17 protein-coding genes are annotated in these 13,409 nt (G+C 70.3%); 12 read left to right on the top strand and 5 right to left on the bottom strand.

Annotated features, from left to right (window positions below; all coding sequences use genetic code 11):
* Positions 1-207: 207 nt before the first annotated feature.
* The 9 genes from C7443_RS05395 to dinB all read left to right on the top strand — a co-directional run bounded on the left by C7443_RS05395 (position 208) and on the right by dinB (position 6,955).
* The gene (locus tag C7443_RS05395) at positions 208-435 is read left to right on the top strand and encodes a hypothetical protein (RefSeq protein WP_110017526.1); all 228 of its coding nucleotides are present in this window, start codon (positions 208-210) and stop codon (positions 433-435) included.
* On the top strand, positions 428-676 hold the full coding sequence (locus C7443_RS05390; protein ID WP_110017525.1) for a hypothetical protein: 249 nt from the start codon (positions 428-430) through the stop codon (positions 674-676). The genes C7443_RS05395 and C7443_RS05390 overlap by 8 nt, the downstream gene beginning before the upstream one ends.
* A complete protein-coding gene (locus C7443_RS05385) occupies positions 673-954 on the top strand; it encodes a hypothetical protein (RefSeq protein ID WP_110017524.1) in 282 nt (93 codons plus the stop codon). The genes C7443_RS05390 and C7443_RS05385 overlap by 4 nt, the downstream gene beginning before the upstream one ends.
* Positions 951-1,151 (top strand): hypothetical protein, encoded by a 201-nt coding sequence (locus C7443_RS05380; protein ID WP_110017523.1) that lies wholly within the window; start codon positions 951-953, stop codon positions 1,149-1,151. Before C7443_RS05385 ends, C7443_RS05380 begins: the two co-directional genes overlap by 4 nt.
* The gene (locus tag C7443_RS05375; protein ID WP_246004561.1) at positions 1,148-1,459 is read left to right on the top strand and encodes a CHC2 zinc finger domain-containing protein; all 312 of its coding nucleotides are present in this window, start codon (positions 1,148-1,150) and stop codon (positions 1,457-1,459) included. The genes C7443_RS05380 and C7443_RS05375 overlap by 4 nt, the downstream gene beginning before the upstream one ends.
* Positions 1,456-3,999, top strand: coding sequence for a hypothetical protein (locus C7443_RS05370; protein WP_110017522.1), 2,544 nt, complete (start codon positions 1,456-1,458; stop codon positions 3,997-3,999). The genes C7443_RS05375 and C7443_RS05370 overlap by 4 nt, the downstream gene beginning before the upstream one ends.
* A gap of 615 nt (positions 4,000-4,614) precedes the next feature.
* The gene (locus C7443_RS05365; protein ID WP_170123500.1) at positions 4,615-5,004 is read left to right on the top strand and encodes a Mor transcription activator family protein; all 390 of its coding nucleotides are present in this window, start codon (positions 4,615-4,617) and stop codon (positions 5,002-5,004) included.
* Between the two features lie 122 nt (positions 5,005-5,126).
* A complete protein-coding gene (locus tag C7443_RS05360) occupies positions 5,127-5,753 on the top strand; it encodes a ProQ/FINO family protein (protein ID WP_110017520.1) in 627 nt (208 codons plus the stop codon).
* Between the two features lie 116 nt (positions 5,754-5,869).
* Complete coding sequence (gene dinB / locus C7443_RS05355; protein WP_110017519.1) at positions 5,870-6,955, top strand: DNA polymerase IV; 1,086 nt, start codon at positions 5,870-5,872, stop codon at positions 6,953-6,955.
* Positions 6,956-6,962: 7 nt separating this feature from the next.
* Here dinB and C7443_RS05350 read toward each other — a convergent pair whose 3' ends face one another.
* From C7443_RS05350 to lptM, 3 genes are read right to left on the bottom strand one after another with little or no spacing between them, the layout of a single operon-like run.
* The gene (locus C7443_RS05350; protein WP_110017518.1) at positions 6,963-7,385 is read right to left on the bottom strand and encodes a CoA-binding protein; all 423 of its coding nucleotides are present in this window, start codon (positions 7,383-7,385) and stop codon (positions 6,963-6,965) included.
* An 8-nt stretch (positions 7,386-7,393) separates the two neighbouring features.
* Positions 7,394-8,641 (bottom strand): diaminopimelate decarboxylase, encoded by a 1,248-nt coding sequence (gene lysA / locus C7443_RS05345; protein ID WP_110017517.1) that lies wholly within the window; start codon positions 8,639-8,641, stop codon positions 7,394-7,396.
* A 46-nt stretch (positions 8,642-8,687) separates the two neighbouring features.
* Positions 8,688-8,819, bottom strand: coding sequence for an LPS translocon maturation chaperone LptM (lptM, locus tag C7443_RS05340; RefSeq protein ID WP_110017516.1), 132 nt, complete (start codon positions 8,817-8,819; stop codon positions 8,688-8,690).
* An 88-nt stretch (positions 8,820-8,907) separates the two neighbouring features.
* Between lptM and C7443_RS05335 the strand changes: the two genes are divergently transcribed.
* Together C7443_RS05335 and C7443_RS05330 are read left to right on the top strand one after the other, a co-directional pair.
* Positions 8,908-9,579: an alpha/beta hydrolase gene (locus C7443_RS05335; RefSeq protein WP_110017515.1), complete on the top strand. Its 672-nt coding sequence runs from the start codon at positions 8,908-8,910 to the stop codon at positions 9,577-9,579.
* 100 nt (positions 9,580-9,679) lie between these two features.
* Positions 9,680-10,357: a YiaD family glycine zipper/OmpA-like lipoprotein gene (locus C7443_RS05330; protein WP_110017514.1), complete on the top strand. Its 678-nt coding sequence runs from the start codon at positions 9,680-9,682 to the stop codon at positions 10,355-10,357.
* Between the two features lie 72 nt (positions 10,358-10,429).
* Here C7443_RS05330 and C7443_RS05325 read toward each other — a convergent pair whose 3' ends face one another.
* Both C7443_RS05325 and C7443_RS05320 read right to left on the bottom strand, forming a co-directional pair.
* Positions 10,430-10,612, bottom strand: a complete 183-nt coding sequence (locus C7443_RS05325; protein ID WP_110017513.1) for a hypothetical protein — start codon at positions 10,610-10,612, stop codon at positions 10,430-10,432.
* Positions 10,613-10,728: 116 nt separating this feature from the next.
* On the bottom strand, positions 10,729-11,064 hold the full coding sequence (locus C7443_RS05320; protein WP_110017512.1) for a hypothetical protein: 336 nt from the start codon (positions 11,062-11,064) through the stop codon (positions 10,729-10,731).
* 140 nt (positions 11,065-11,204) lie between these two features.
* Here C7443_RS05320 and C7443_RS05315 point away from each other — a divergent pair, with 140 nt between their 5' ends.
* The gene (locus tag C7443_RS05315; RefSeq protein ID WP_110017511.1) at positions 11,205-13,394 is read left to right on the top strand and encodes a primosomal protein N'; all 2,190 of its coding nucleotides are present in this window, start codon (positions 11,205-11,207) and stop codon (positions 13,392-13,394) included.
* Positions 13,395-13,409 lie beyond the last annotated feature (15 nt).

Raw genomic sequence — 13,409 nt, 5'->3', positions numbered from 1 at the left:
GCGGAACCCCGCCCCGACATGGCGGTTTTTTCATGCCCGGTCCACGGGCGCCCGGCACCTTGCCGGGCGTCGCCAGTCATGCCGGGAGGGCGCGCCGATACGACACCCGCGAGGGGAAAAGCGCGCGCCGTTCTGTTGACGGCTTTCAGCCTCCCGGCGCCCCTGCCGTTCAGGGGTCGCTCTGAAAGCGATCAACAGGAAGGCACCATGCCCGCAACCGTTCCCGTCCTGCACGGCAAAACCGTGCTGCTCACCGTCGCCATTCCGCGCGACACCTTCGCCACGCTGCAAGGCATCGCCAGTGCCGACGCGACCTGCTCGGTCGACTGGCTCGCGCGCTTCGCGCTGGTGGACTTCGCCCGCCACTACGCCGCGGCCTACCTGTTCGACTTCGACCAGGACGGCACCGCCGTCGAGGGCGCGCGCCGTGGCTGATCCCGTCTGCATCACCGTGCCCGTCACCTGCCGGGAGGGCAGCGCCTCGCAGATCCTCGCGCCGCGCCTCGATGCCGCCGGCCGTGTCACGCTCGGGCCGTTCACGTTGAGCCCGCACGCCGCGGCACAGCTCGCCCTGGCGCTGTACGCCGTCGCCGCGCCGCTGGTGGACGCCGAGGCCGGCGCCGGTGTGGCCGATGCCGAACTGTTCACCAGCCTGGGCGACGGGGAGGCCGCATGACGCACGCCATCACGCCGGAACTGGCTCAACAGATCGCAGATGCCGTCAGTACCGGCACCGGTGCGGTCGACAAGCTCGACCTGATTCTGTCGCGCGCCACCCGCAGCGCCGCGTTTCTCGCAGCGACCGCGGATGCTGCGCACACGCACGACTTCCCGCTAATGGCGGTGGACCTCGCCGGCGCCCTCGAAGCGCTCGCGGCCGATCTGGAAACGGCACGCACGCTGTGGGCGCACGTTGGCGGGAATCCCGGCCGCAAGGGAGGCGCAGCTGCATGAGCAAGGTCATTCCGTTCCCGCAGTGCCCGCGCCCGTGCTCGCCTGCTGCCGATGCCGAAAATTGCCTGCGGGCGGCACTTGCCCACGCGCAGCCGATGCGCCCGCCGGCGCCGTGGCTCGACCGGTTCGACGCGCTGACGGCGCGCGTCGAACGGCTCGAAGCCGTCCTGCAGCCGATGACGAAGCCGCGCCCATGAGCCGCCTTTCTGCAGACGTGCTCAAGGCCGCGATCGACCCGGCCGCCTACTACGCAGAAGCCCTGCCCGGCATGCCCGCACCCCGGCGCGCCGCCGGCTGGGTGGATGGGGGCTTATGCCCGTTCCACGATGACCACCGGAGCGGATCGTTCCGGGTCAATCTCGACAGCGGCGCGTACCTTTGCTTTGCCTGCGGCGCGAAGGGCGGGGACGTACTCGCCTTCCACCAGGCGCAGCACGGGCTCGACTTCCGCACGACGGTCGACGAGCTGGCCGCGTGCTGGCTGGCCGGGAGGACACGCTCATGAGCCGCCCCGAGTGCATCCCCGCCACCTGGCGCGACCAAGGCGACACCGAACCTGCCGCCTTCCGCCATTGCTGGACCTACCGCCCAGCGCCCGGTGCCGAACCGCTCGGCTACGTCGCGCGCTTCGAGCGTGCCGACGGCGGCAAGCTGGTCGTGCCGTTCTTCAGGCTCAACGGCACGCCCGGCCGCTTCAAGGCCGGCGCCGCCGCCGAGCCGCGCCCGCTGTTCGGGCTCGACTGGCTCGACGCCGCCGGGCCGCTGTTCGTGGTCGAGGGTGAGAAGGACGCCAGCGCCCTGCACCGGCTCGGGCTCGCTGCCGTCACCGCGCCGGGGGGCTCGAAGGCTGCCGACCGCGCCGACTGGCAGCCACTGCGCGAGGCCATCGCCGCTGGCCGGCGTGTGCTGATCTGGCCCGATGCCGACGCGCCCGGCCGCGCCTACGCCGTCAGCGTCGCCGACCAGCTCGCCGGCGTCTGCGACTGCGTGGGCGCGCCGCCGGTCGGCCTGCCGGAAGTCGAGGGTGCCGGCGCCGCCGACTGGCTCGCCGCCGCGCTCGCCGGCGCCGGCTTCACCTGGGACGGCTTCGGCGAACTGCCGGACGGTGCCGCGGCCGAGGCCTTCGCCGCGCGCCTGAGCGCCGCCGTCGAGACCGTCGCCGGGCCGGTGCCGGATGCCTGGCTCGCCGAGTGCGCGACCGCGCCGACGCGCGCCGTGAAGCGCGACCAGCAGGCGCCGCCGCCCTACGTCGTCACCGAGCGCGGGACGTTTCGTATCGTCCGACGCACGCGGGGCGAGGATGAGGAAGTGCAGGAGTGCATGCTCGCCAACTTCTCGGCCCGGATCGTCGCCGAGATCGTGCGCGACGACGGACAGGGCCGCGCCCGCGCCATCGTCATTGCCGGGCGCTGCGCCGGTGCCGAGCTTGCTCCGGTAACGCTGAGCGCCGAGCAGTTCGCCGCGATGAACTGGCCGCTGAAGGAATGGGGCTCGCGCTGCAACGTCAGTGCCGAGCGCTCTGCTGGGCCGCGACTGCGCGAGGCGATCCAGCTCCTTTCCCATGCCGAGGGCGCACCGCCCGAGCGCGTCATCTACACGCATACCGGCTGGCGCGAAGTGCCCGGCACTGGCTGGTGTTACCTGTCTGCCGGTTCCGTCATCGGCGCTGCCGGTGCGGTCGAGGGCGTGACGGTCGAACTCGACCGGCTCGGCAGCCTGTACGCGCTGCCGGCCCCGAGTACGACCGCTGCCGAGCGGCTCGAAGCCGCCCGCGCCAGCCTGGCAACGGCGCTGATCGCGCCGGATACCGTCTGTGTGCCGCAGCTCGCTGCCGTCTACCTGGCACCGCTGTTCCGCACGCTGCAACCCGACCTGCTGCTGTGGCTACAGGCACCGTCGGGCGCGATGAAGTCGAGCCTGTGCGCGGTCATGGCCGCGCACTACGGCGCCGGCATCGACCTGCACCACCTGCCGGCGCAGTGGTCGGACACCGCCGTCACACTCGAAGGCAAGCTGTTCACGCTCGCCGACGCACTCGCCGTCATCGACGACTATGCGCCGCAGCGCACCGCGGCCGATCAGGCGAAGCTCGACCAGACCGCCGAGCGCGTCATCCGCAGCGCCGGCAACCTGTCGGCCCGCGGGCGCAGCAACGCCGATCTGAGCCGGCGCGCCGATCGCCCGCCGCGGGGCTTGTGCCTGTCCACCGCCGAACAGTGGCCGACCGGCGAAAGCGCCACGCGCCGCCTGTTCGGCCTGAGCATGCACAAGGGCGACGTACAGGTGGACGCGCTCGACCAGGCACAACAGGCCGCCGCCGCCGGCCTGCTGGCGCGCACGCTCGCCGACTACGTGCAAGGCCTCGCCGCCGACTACCCGGCGCGCACGGCCGCCGCGCTCGAACGCTGGCGCGAACTGCGCCGCGCCGCGCTCGATGCCGGATTCACCGATCGCATGCCGGCGCAGCTCGCGTTCCTGATGCTCGGCTACGAAGCCGCCGTGTCGCACTGGCAGGCCGTCGGCGCCCTCGATGCCGACACTGGCGACGCGCTGCTGGCCGACGGCTGGCAGACCCTGCAGGAAGTCGGCCGCGCCCATGCCCGGCGCGTGCTCGCCGCGCAGCCAGCCGAAGCCTTCCGCGCCACGCTCGCCGACCTGCTCGCCGCCGGCGAAGCGCACCTGCTCGACAAGGACAGCGCCGCCAGCCCCGGCACCGACGCAGCCGCTTACGGCTGGCGCGGAACCTTCGTGCTCGGCCGTCACGTCGGCTGGGTGTCGGAAACCGACGGCAACGCCTACCTGATCCCGAAGGCCGCCTTCGCCATCGTCGCCGAAGCCCTGCATCGCATGGGCGCACCGCTGGCGCTGCGCGAAGCCGCGCTGTGGCAGCAGCTGCGCGACCGCGGATGGCTGCTGCCGGGCAACGACGAAGCCGGCGACAACGGCGCCCTGCGCAGCCGCGACACCCGTCGCATATCGGTGTACGGGCAGACCTCCCGGCCGCGGCTGCTGGTCATGCCGCTGTCCGCGCTGCGCGGCAGTTGAGCAGCGCACACGCGAGCCACCGGCGCAGCCTCCCCGACGCCAGCCACCAGACCCGAGCCCAGAACCGATCCGATCAGCGCCCGCCGGTGCAATCTGCCCCGGCGGGTTTTTTACATCCCGGCAACAGAAATTGCAGAAAGCCCCCTATGTTCCAGAATTGGGGACTTTGGGGACTCGCAAAAAAAGTGCTGTTTATTCATTTGCTTGTGAAGGCACTTTGCCGAAATCGTGGGGACTTTACGGGGACTTTCGGGGACTCTGCCGGGGACACCTCCCAGAAGCCAGCCGTCGTGTCCCCGGAAATGTCCCCGGCGTGTCCCCGGAATTTCGGGTGCTCGCATTTGTAAGCCGATGATCTGGAAGGCGGTTTTCATCGAGTCCCCAAAGTCCCCACTTTGGAGACATAGGGGGCTTACACAAACGCGCGCGCACCGCCGCACGGCTTCACAGCCTGTCCCGCACCTTGCGGCCTGCTTCGGATGAAAGTTGATTAAATTCGACGACTTGACGTGAATATGTCAAAAAACCATAGAATGCAGACTTGTTTTATAAAGTTATTATAAATCAGTCATTTTCTGGTTATTCATGAGCAGAAGAAAAGCCGGAAACGAATTCATGGAGCATCTTGAAGCCATTTCGGAATTGATGGCTTTGAGGATTCTTGGCGCTTCGGCGGACGAAGCACGCACACTCGCGCTGCGCATCGTCGAGGAAGTCAGCCAGTCATGGGGCGGCACCGCGCCTTACATCACGTCCGGCACTTATCGGGAACGCCGCGACCGGCTGATTGCCGAGTGCTTCGACGGAACAAACTTCATCGAGCTGGCGCGCCGCTTCGGAATCTCGGAACGGCGTGTGCGCTACATCCTGGCCGAAGCTCGCAAGCGCCCAGATGGCGCTGCCGCCGCTGTGACACCTCCCGCCAGCGCGCACACCGGCCCGCCGGCGACGGCGCCTGATACGGCTGAGGAAAGGGCCGCGCAGCCGTGCTGTTCGCCGAAATAAAGCGGGATATTCCGACCTCAATCGGGAAATAGCGGGAACCTCACAGGCTGCGCCCGCGCGCCGGGTCTGCGAACATCAGCCCCGGCGCGGCGCGATCAGCCGCGCGCCGGAGTCTCGCTGTCATGAACCCGAACCCGACCAGCAAGCGCGCGCGTACCGCTGCCGCGCTCGACTACCTCGCCCGCCGCTTCCCGGCCGCCTTCGGCACCGATCCGGGTGCCGTCGCACCGCTCGCAATCGGCATCCGCGAACCGCTCGCCGCGCACATCGCGACCGATCCGGCCGCCGATGCACCGGCCGTGCTGTGGGCGCTGCGCCGCTGGTGCCTGTCGCGCACCTACGTCGCGGCCGTCGCCGCCGGCCGGCCGCGCGTGAACCTCGACGGGCAGCCAGTCGAGGCGCCAGCCACCGAACACCAGGCGCAGGCCTGCGCCCGGCTCGAAGTCGAAGGCAACGCGACAGCAGCCCGTGCCGAGCGACGCAGGAAGGCCGAGCAGGCGAAGGCGAAGGCGCAGGAACAGGCCACCACCCGCGCCCGCCAACGCGCTGCCGCCAAGGCCACAGGCAAGCCGACGCCCGCCACCAGCCGCCCGGCCACCGCTGCCGTGATTACACGCGCCCGCGCTGGCCGTCTGACGAAGCCCGCACCGGACCAGAGCCCGCCACCAGCGCCCGCCCCCGGCACCACCGACACCCCGTCACCGCGCCCCGTGCTCAGCCTGCGCAAGCGCCCGCAGCCACCGCAGTAAGCGTGTGCAGGTCCGTAATCGTCCGAGGCTGTCCGAGGTCAGCCAGTGAAAAAACGGTACATCTAACGGTACATATAGGCGAAAAGGCACTCAAAACTACAAAGTAACTATTTGTCATGAATGACAAAATTCAACGCAAGATCATCCATGTCGATATGGACGCCTTCTACGCCGCCGTCGAGCAGCGTGACGATCCGCGGCTGCGCGGGCGGCCGCTGGTGGTCGGCGGCGATCCGCAGGGGCGCGGGGTGGTGGCGACGGCGAGTTACGAGGCGCGGCGCTATGGCATCCGCTCGGCGATGCCCTGTGCGCAGGCCTACCGGCTGTGTCCGCAGGCGGTGTTCGTGCGCCCGCGCTTCGAGGCGTATCGCGAGGTCTCGCGGCAGATCCACGGCGTGCTGGCGCGCTACACCGATATCATCGAGCCGGTCGGGCTCGACGAGGCCTATCTCGACGTCAGCGGCGTCAGCACCTGCCGCGGCTCGGCGACGCTGATCGCCCGCGATCTGCGCCAGGCGATCCGGGCGACGACGCAGCTCAGCGCCTCGGCCGGAGTCTCCTACAACAAGTTCCTCGCCAAGCTCGCCTCCGATCTCGACAAGCCGGACGGGCTGACGGTGATCACGCCCGAGCAGGGCGCGGCGTTCATCGCGCGGCTGCCGATCGGCCGCTTCCACGGCATCGGCCGCGCCACCGAGGCGCGCATGCTCGCGCTCGGCATCGCCACCGGCGCCGACCTGAAGCTGCGCAGCGTCGATGAGCTGGTCGCGCATTTCGGCAAGGCCGGGCGCTGGTACGCGCAGCTCGCGCTGGGCGAGGACGAGCGCCCGGTGCAGTCGAGCCGCGAGCGCAAGTCGCTCGGCGCGGAAACCACCTTCGCCCGCGACCTCGACGACCCGCTGCGCATCCGCGACGAACTCGACGCCATCGCCGGGGAAGTCGCCGGCGACCTGCAGCACCGCGGCCTGCGCGGGCGCACGCTGACGCTGAAGGTGCGCTACGCCGGCTTCGAGACGCACACGCGCAGCCAGACCGTCGCCGATGCCAGCCTCGGCAGCCGCGAGGCGATCGTCGCGCTGCTGCCGGCGCTGCTGGCGCGCACCGAGGTGGCGAGCCGGCCGGTGCGCCTGCTCGGGCTGACGGTGTCGGGCTTCGAAACGCCGCAGCCCGAGTCGCGCATGGTGCAGCTCGAACTGTTCTGAGGCCGCTTCAGTCGAGGCGCACGCGATCGCGCCAGACGCAGCGGTCCATCACCGTGAAGATGCCGGCGGCGCGGGCGCGGGCGGCGGCCACGGCATCGATGACGCCGTCCTGCAGCCACAGCGCCGGCAGCCGCAGGCGGATGCAGTCATCGACGATCGCGGCGACGTGCTCCGGGGCGCGGAACACCTCGACCAGATCCGGCACCAGCGGCAGCGCGGCGAGATCGGCATAGGCGGTTTCGCCGAGCGCCGCGCTGATCGCCGGGTTGACCGGCAGGATGCGGTAGCCCATGCGCTGCAGCGCGGCGGCGACGTCGTGGCTCGGCCGGCCGGGGTGCGCCGACAGACCGACCACGGCGATGGTGCGCACGCGGCGCAGGCACTCGGCGATGGCCGCCGCCGGCGGGTTGACGAAGACCGGCGTGTCCATGCCCGGCCTCAGGGCAGGCGCTGCTCGCCGGCGAACAGGCTGGTGACGCTCTCGCGTTCGCGCACCAGGTGCACCTGTTCCCCGTCGACCATCACCTCGGCGGCGCGCGGGCGGCTGTTGTAGTTGCTCGCCATCGAAAAGCCGTAGGCCCCGGCCGAGCGCACCGCCAGCAGGTCGCCGGCCTCGACGCCGAGCGTGCGCTGCTTGCCGAGGAAGTCGCCGGTCTCGCAGATCGGACCGACCACGTCGTAGCAGCGGCGCGGGCGCTCCAGGCGGGCGTCGACCGGGACGATGTCCATCCACGCCGAATACAGCGAGGGACGGATCAGGTCGTTCATCGCCGCATCGACGACGACGAAGTTCTTGTCGGCGGTGAGCTTGAGCAGCTCGACGCGGGTGACCAGCAGACCGGCGTTGCCGACGATCGCGCGCCCCGGCTCGATGCAGATTTCGTAGGGCAGCTCGGCGAGCTTGGCGAGCACGGCGGCGGCGTATTCGTCCGGGTGCGGCGGCGTCTCGTCGCTGTAGCGGATGCCGATGCCACCACCGAGGTCGATATGACGCAGGTGGATGCCCTGCGCTTCGAGGCGGGCGATCAGCGCCAGCAGGCGGTCGAGCGCGTCGGTGAACGGCGTGAGCTGGGTCAGCTGCGAGCCGATGTGGCAGTCGACGCCGACGATCTCCAGGTTCGGCATGGCCGCGGCGCGGCTGTAGACCGCCAGCGCATCGGCGATGGCGATGCCGAACTTGTTCTCCTTGAGGCCGGTGGAGATGTACGGGTGCGTCTTGGCGTCGACGTCGGGGTTGACGCGCAGGCTGATCGGCGCGCGCTTGCCCAGGCGCGCGGCAACCGCCTGCAGGCGCTCCAGCTCGGCCTCGCTCTCAGCGTTGAAGCAGCGGATGCCGACGTCGAGCGCGCGCACCATTTCGTCTTCACGCTTGCCGACGCCGGAGAACACCACCTTGCCGGGTTCGCCGCCGGCGGCGAGCACACGCTCCAGCTCACCGACCGAGACGATGTCGAAGCCGGAACCGAGCCTGGCCAGCGCACTGAGCACGCCGAGATTACTGTTGGCCTTGACAGAGTAGCAGACCAGGTGCGGATGGCTGCCGAAGGCGGCGTCGAAGACGCGGAAATGGCGCTCCAGCGTGGCGCGCGAATAGATGTAGAGCGGCGTGCCGAAGCGCGCGGCGAGCTCGGCGACGGCGACATCCTCGGCGTAAAGCGCGCCGTCGCGATATTCGAAGTGATCCATGCGGGTGAACTCGGGCGTTGAGGGGGATCGGCGGAAAAAGTCGGCCTCAGCCGCTCTTTTTCGCGGTCTGCTTGGCCGGCTGCTGCTCGGGCAGGTACAGCGGCCCCTTCTGGCCGCAGGCGGCCGCGAGGCCGACCAGCACCAGCGCGACGAACAGGATGGAGGCGAGGCGCTTCATGGCGGCGGCTCCGAAAAACAGGGGTGGCGAGTATAGCGCGGCGGGTACACTCGGCCGCGTCCGCCCTTTCGCCCCAAGGACCCGCGCCATGAGCGACCTGCTGCCGACCGTCGAAATCGAACCCGCCTCCCCGGCCACCGCCAGCGTCATCTGGCTGCACGGACTCGGCGCCGACGGCCATGATTTCGAACCGATCGTCCCCGAGCTGCGCCTGCCGCGGGCGCTGGCGGTGCGCTTCGTGTTTCCGCACGCGCCGATGCGCGCGGTCACCATCAACGGCGGCTTCGTCATGCGCGCCTGGTACGACATCCTCGGTGTGGAGATTCCGCGCGCCGAGGACGCCAGCGGCGTGCGCGACTCCGCGACCCGCATCCGCGCGCTGATCGCGCGCGAAAACGCCCGCGGCATCCCCAGCGAACGCATCATCCTCGCCGGCTTTTCGCAGGGCTCGGCGATGACGCTGCACGTCGGCCTGCGCTATCCAGAACGGCTGGCCGGGCTGATCGCGCTGTCGGGCTACGTGCCGCTCGCCGCCACGCTCGCCGCGGAACGCTCGCCCGCCAATGCCGCCACGCCGCTGTTCATGGCGCACGGCGAGATCGACGCCGTGGTGCGTTATCCCTGGGGCGAGCAGGCACGCCGGCAGCTCGAACAGCTCGGCTACGCGCCCGAGTGGCACAGCTATCCGATGGGCCACGAGGTCTGCTACGAGGAAATCACCGCCATCGGCGAGTTCATCACCCGCGTGCTCGGCGACTGAGGCCACCGCTGTCGCGGTCTATGCTCGGCACACGCCGCCGGCCCCGCACCGGGCTGACTGCGTGCGTTTTTCTTCCACCCCCGCTTGAAGAGGACTTCACATGACCCGCAAGAAGCATCTGCTCGCGACCTCCGGCCTGATCGTTGCGCTCGCCGTCGCCGGCTGCGCCCAGCAGGGCGGCAGCACGGGCGGCTCGGCCGGCATGAGCAAGACCACCACCGGCGCACTGGCCGGCGCCGCCCTCGGCGCGCTGGCCGGTGGCCTGACGCAGGGACACGACAAGGCCAAGCGCGCACTGATCGGCGCCGGCATCGGCGCGCTGGCCGGTGCCGCGGTCGGCAACTACATGGACAAGCAGGAACAGCAGCTCAAGAGCCAGCTCGCCGGCAGCGGCGTCGACGTTTCACGCAACGGCGACAGCATCGTGCTCAACCTGCCCGAGGCAATCACCTTCGACGTCGGCTCGGCCAAGCTCAAACCCGAGGCGCAGGAGCAGCTCGGCAAGATCGGCGGCGTCATCAAGGAATACCCGCAGACCATCATCGACATCGCCGGCCACACCGACAGCACCGGCTCGCCGGAGACCAATATGGCGCTGTCGCAGAAACGCGCCGGCACTGTCGCCGCCTACCTCGCCCGCAGCGGCGGCCTCGACTTCAAGCGCATGGTGGTCAACGGCTACGGCGAATCACGACCGATCGCCGACAACGGCAGCGAGGCCGGCCGCGCGCAGAACCGCCGCGTCGAGATCACGCTGCTGCCGCTGACGCAGGGCTGAGCCGGCGGGCAAAAGAAAACGGGCCGCCCGCGAACGGACGGCCCGTCGTATCTGCGTACTGCGGTTGCAGGCTTACTGAGCGGTCCCCATGCGCATGCGCCGCACGGCGCTCAGCCAGTTGCGCTCCAGCTGCTTGCACTCGGCCCGCGGGGCCTGGCGGCTGCGGGCCTCGAAGTACGCCTGCATCGCCTCGATCGCGGCGCGGGTGCGGGCGCTGAGGGCGGCATCGTTCGGGGCTGGACCGTTGTAGCTCATTTCGATTTACCTCCAACTCTCTTAAGTTCAAACAACGACTTCCTGAAAATCACCGTGGCGCTTCTCCCACGGCGGGAACGACGGTCTCTGCCGGACCGCTTGTATCGATACCTGCTTCAGCTGGGCGTAGCGTTGCCCGGCGCTTCACCGTCCGCCGTATCGGCGACGGGCTGTGCGGGTTCCTCGACGGCCTTGGCGGCGATGTCGAGCACCGGCGCCTCGGCCACCGGCTCGGCTTCGGCCACCGGCTCGGCTTCGACCAGCGTATCGACGGCGACCACACTGGCCGTCTGCCGGGCGAGGAACTCGCGGATGAAACGTCTGACTTCGCGCGACGCGGTGGTGTCGAGATCGCGGCAGACGTCGACGAACTCATCGCGCAGGGCCTTTTCGATGCGAATGACGAACTTGGCTTCCTCGTCCTTCGACTTCTTTTTGTCCTTCTTACCCATGACTGCACCTTGTCTATACATGGTTAGCACAGTATTACTACAGAGTGATGACATCTGCAAGCACAAAACGGTTCCTGTTTGCAATGCCTAACATCAGACGCCCACCCAGCACCGGCCGGCGCCATCCGTAGAATGGCCGCATGAGCCCGAACATCCTGCGCATCGCGGTGCCCACACCGCTCGCCCGCACTTTCGACTACCTGGCACCGAGCGATGCGGCGGCGCTGGTGCCGGGGCTGCGCGTCAGCGTCGACTTCGCCGGCCGCCGCCTGACCGGCGTGATCGATGCGCTGGCCAGCGATTCGGCCTGCCCGCCGGAGGCGCTCAAGCCGGTGCTGGCGGTGCTCGATGACACGCCGCTGCTGCCGCCGGCGCTGCTCGAACTGGCCCGCTGGGCGGCGCGCTACTACCAGCACCCGCTCGGCGAGGTCTATGCGGCGATGCTGCCCGGTGCGCTGCGCCACGGCCGCGCCGCGCAGGACTGCATCACGCCCGGCTGGCGCATCAGCGCGGCCGGTGCGCAGGCGCTGGCCGGCGGCCAGCTGCGCGCCAGCCGCCAGCTCACGCTGCTGCAGACGCTGGCGCAGGCCGCCGGCGCGCTCGACCGGGCGACGCTGCGCGCGCTGCACGCCGACTACTCCGCGCCGCTGAACGCACTGCTCAAGCGCGGCTGGGTCGAGGAAGTCGCCGCCGCCGGCCCGCTGCGCGCGGTGCAGGCCGGCCCCGAGACCAATGCCGAGCAGCAGGCGGCGATCGATGCCGTCGCCGCCGCGGACGGCTTTGGCGCCTTCCTGCTTGATGGCGTCACCGGCAGCGGCAAGACCGAGGTTTACCTGCGGCTGATCGAAGCCACGCTGGCGCGCGGCCGTCAGGCGCTGGTGCTGGTGCCGGAAATCGGCCTGACGCCGCAGCTGCTGGCGCGCTTTCGCGTGCGCCTGAGCGGGCGCATCGCCGTGCTGCACTCGCGCCTGGCCGCCGGCGAGCGCGCCGACGACTGGCTGGCCGCCGCCGAGGGCCGTGCCGAGGTGGTGATCGGCACGCGCTCGGCGGTGTTCGCGCCGCTGGCGCGGCCCGGGCTGATCGTCGTCGACGAGGAACACGACGCCTCCTACAAGCAGCAGGAAGGCTGGCGCTATTCGGCGCGCGATCTCGCCGTGGTGCGAGCCCGGCTGGAGCGGGTGCCGGTGCTGCTCGGCTCGGCGACGCCATCGCTGGAAACCCTCGCCAACGCGCAGCGCGGGCGTTACGGCTGGCTCAAGCTCACCCGCCGCGCCACCGGCGCGCGCGCGCCGCAGATGGAACTGATCGATCTGCGCCGTCAGCTGCTCGACGAGGGCCTGTCCAGGCCGCTGCTGCAGCGCGTGCGCACGCACCTCGACGCCGGCGGCCAGGTGATGCTGTTCCTCAATCGCCGCGGCTTTGCCCCGGCGCTGTTCTGCCACGCCTGCGGCTGGCTCGCCGAGTGCCCGCACTGCGCCGCGCGACTGACCGTGCACCAGCGCCGCCGGCAGCTGATCTGCCACCACTGCGGCCACACCCAGCGACTGCCGCACGCCTGCCCGCAGTGCGGCGCCGAGGAGCTGCTCGGCCTCGGCCACGGCACCGAACGTCTGGAGCAGGCGCTGGTGCGGCACTTTCCGGACGTCGGCATCGCCCGCATCGACCGCGACAGCACGCAGCGCAAGGGCAGCCTGGAGCGGCTCCTCGATGCAGTGCAGTGCGGCGACAAGCGCCTGCTGCTCGGTACGCAGATGCTGGCCAAGGGGCATCATTTTCCTGCGGTGACGCTGGTCGGCATCGTCGATGCCGACCAGGGCCTGCACAGCGTCGACTTTCGCGCCGCCGAACGCCTAGCGCAGCTGGTGGTGCAGGTCGCCGGCCGCGCCGGCCGCGCCGAACGCCCCGGCAGCGTGGTGATCCAGACGCATCACCCGGAACATCCGCTGTTCGCCACGCTGCTGCACGCCGACTACGCCCGCCTCGCCGAGGCGCTGCTCGCCGAGCGCCGCGCCGCACAGCTGCCGCCGTTCGCCCATCAGGCCCTGCTGCGCGCCGAGGACGCCGACGCCGAGGCGGCACAGGCCCTGCTCGACCAGGCCGCGGCGCTGGCCGATGCGCTGGCCGCGGACGGCGCGGTGCAGTGCCTCGGTCCGGTGCCGGCGCCGATGGAGCGGCGCGGCGGCCGCTGGCGTATGCAGCTGCTGTTCGAGGCGGCCCAGCGCAGCGCCCTGCATACGCTGCTCGAACGTTTGTTGCCGGAATTCACCGCACTGCCGGCGGCGCGCCGGGTACGCTGGTCACTGGACGTCGATCCGCTGGATCTTTACTAGTCACCCTTGCTGGCA

Source organism: Plasticicumulans acidivorans, assembly GCF_003182095.1.
Classification (GTDB): domain Bacteria; phylum Pseudomonadota; class Gammaproteobacteria; order Competibacterales; family Competibacteraceae; genus Plasticicumulans; species Plasticicumulans acidivorans.
The sequence above is the reverse complement of the archived record's forward strand: the minus strand, read 5'-3'. Positions and strand labels throughout refer to the sequence as shown.

What these genes read in the sequence shown, in the direction of transcription:
- C7443_RS05365 (WP_170123500.1), top strand. Translation starts at nt 4,615, where the DNA reads ATGGAGCATCTTGAAGCCATTTCGGAATTGATGGCTTTGAGGATTCTT.
- C7443_RS05360 (WP_110017520.1), top strand. Translation starts at nt 5,127, where the DNA reads ATGAACCCGAACCCGACCAGCAAGCGCGCGCGTACCGCTGCCGCGCTC.
- C7443_RS05320 (WP_110017512.1), bottom strand. Translation starts at nt 11,064, where the DNA reads ATGGGTAAGAAGGACAAAAAGAAGTCGAAGGACGAGGAAGCCAAGTTC.
- C7443_RS05385 (WP_110017524.1), top strand. Translation starts at nt 673, where the DNA reads ATGACGCACGCCATCACGCCGGAACTGGCTCAACAGATCGCAGATGCC.
- C7443_RS05370 (WP_110017522.1), top strand. Translation starts at nt 1,456, where the DNA reads ATGAGCCGCCCCGAGTGCATCCCCGCCACCTGGCGCGACCAAGGCGAC.
- C7443_RS05395 (WP_110017526.1), top strand. Translation starts at nt 208, where the DNA reads ATGCCCGCAACCGTTCCCGTCCTGCACGGCAAAACCGTGCTGCTCACC.
- C7443_RS05335 (WP_110017515.1), top strand. Translation starts at nt 8,908, where the DNA reads ATGAGCGACCTGCTGCCGACCGTCGAAATCGAACCCGCCTCCCCGGCC.
- C7443_RS05325 (WP_110017513.1), bottom strand. Translation starts at nt 10,612, where the DNA reads ATGAGCTACAACGGTCCAGCCCCGAACGATGCCGCCCTCAGCGCCCGC.
- C7443_RS05315 (WP_110017511.1), top strand. Translation starts at nt 11,205, where the DNA reads ATGAGCCCGAACATCCTGCGCATCGCGGTGCCCACACCGCTCGCCCGC.
- lptM (WP_110017516.1), bottom strand. Translation starts at nt 8,819, where the DNA reads ATGAAGCGCCTCGCCTCCATCCTGTTCGTCGCGCTGGTGCTGGTCGGC.
- C7443_RS05380 (WP_110017523.1), top strand. Translation starts at nt 951, where the DNA reads ATGAGCAAGGTCATTCCGTTCCCGCAGTGCCCGCGCCCGTGCTCGCCT.
- C7443_RS05350 (WP_110017518.1), bottom strand. Translation starts at nt 7,385, where the DNA reads ATGGACACGCCGGTCTTCGTCAACCCGCCGGCGGCGGCCATCGCCGAG.
- dinB (WP_110017519.1), top strand. Translation starts at nt 5,870, where the DNA reads ATGAATGACAAAATTCAACGCAAGATCATCCATGTCGATATGGACGCC.
- C7443_RS05375 (WP_246004561.1), top strand. Translation starts at nt 1,148, where the DNA reads ATGAGCCGCCTTTCTGCAGACGTGCTCAAGGCCGCGATCGACCCGGCC.
- C7443_RS05330 (WP_110017514.1), top strand. Translation starts at nt 9,680, where the DNA reads ATGACCCGCAAGAAGCATCTGCTCGCGACCTCCGGCCTGATCGTTGCG.
- lysA (WP_110017517.1), bottom strand. Translation starts at nt 8,641, where the DNA reads ATGGATCACTTCGAATATCGCGACGGCGCGCTTTACGCCGAGGATGTC.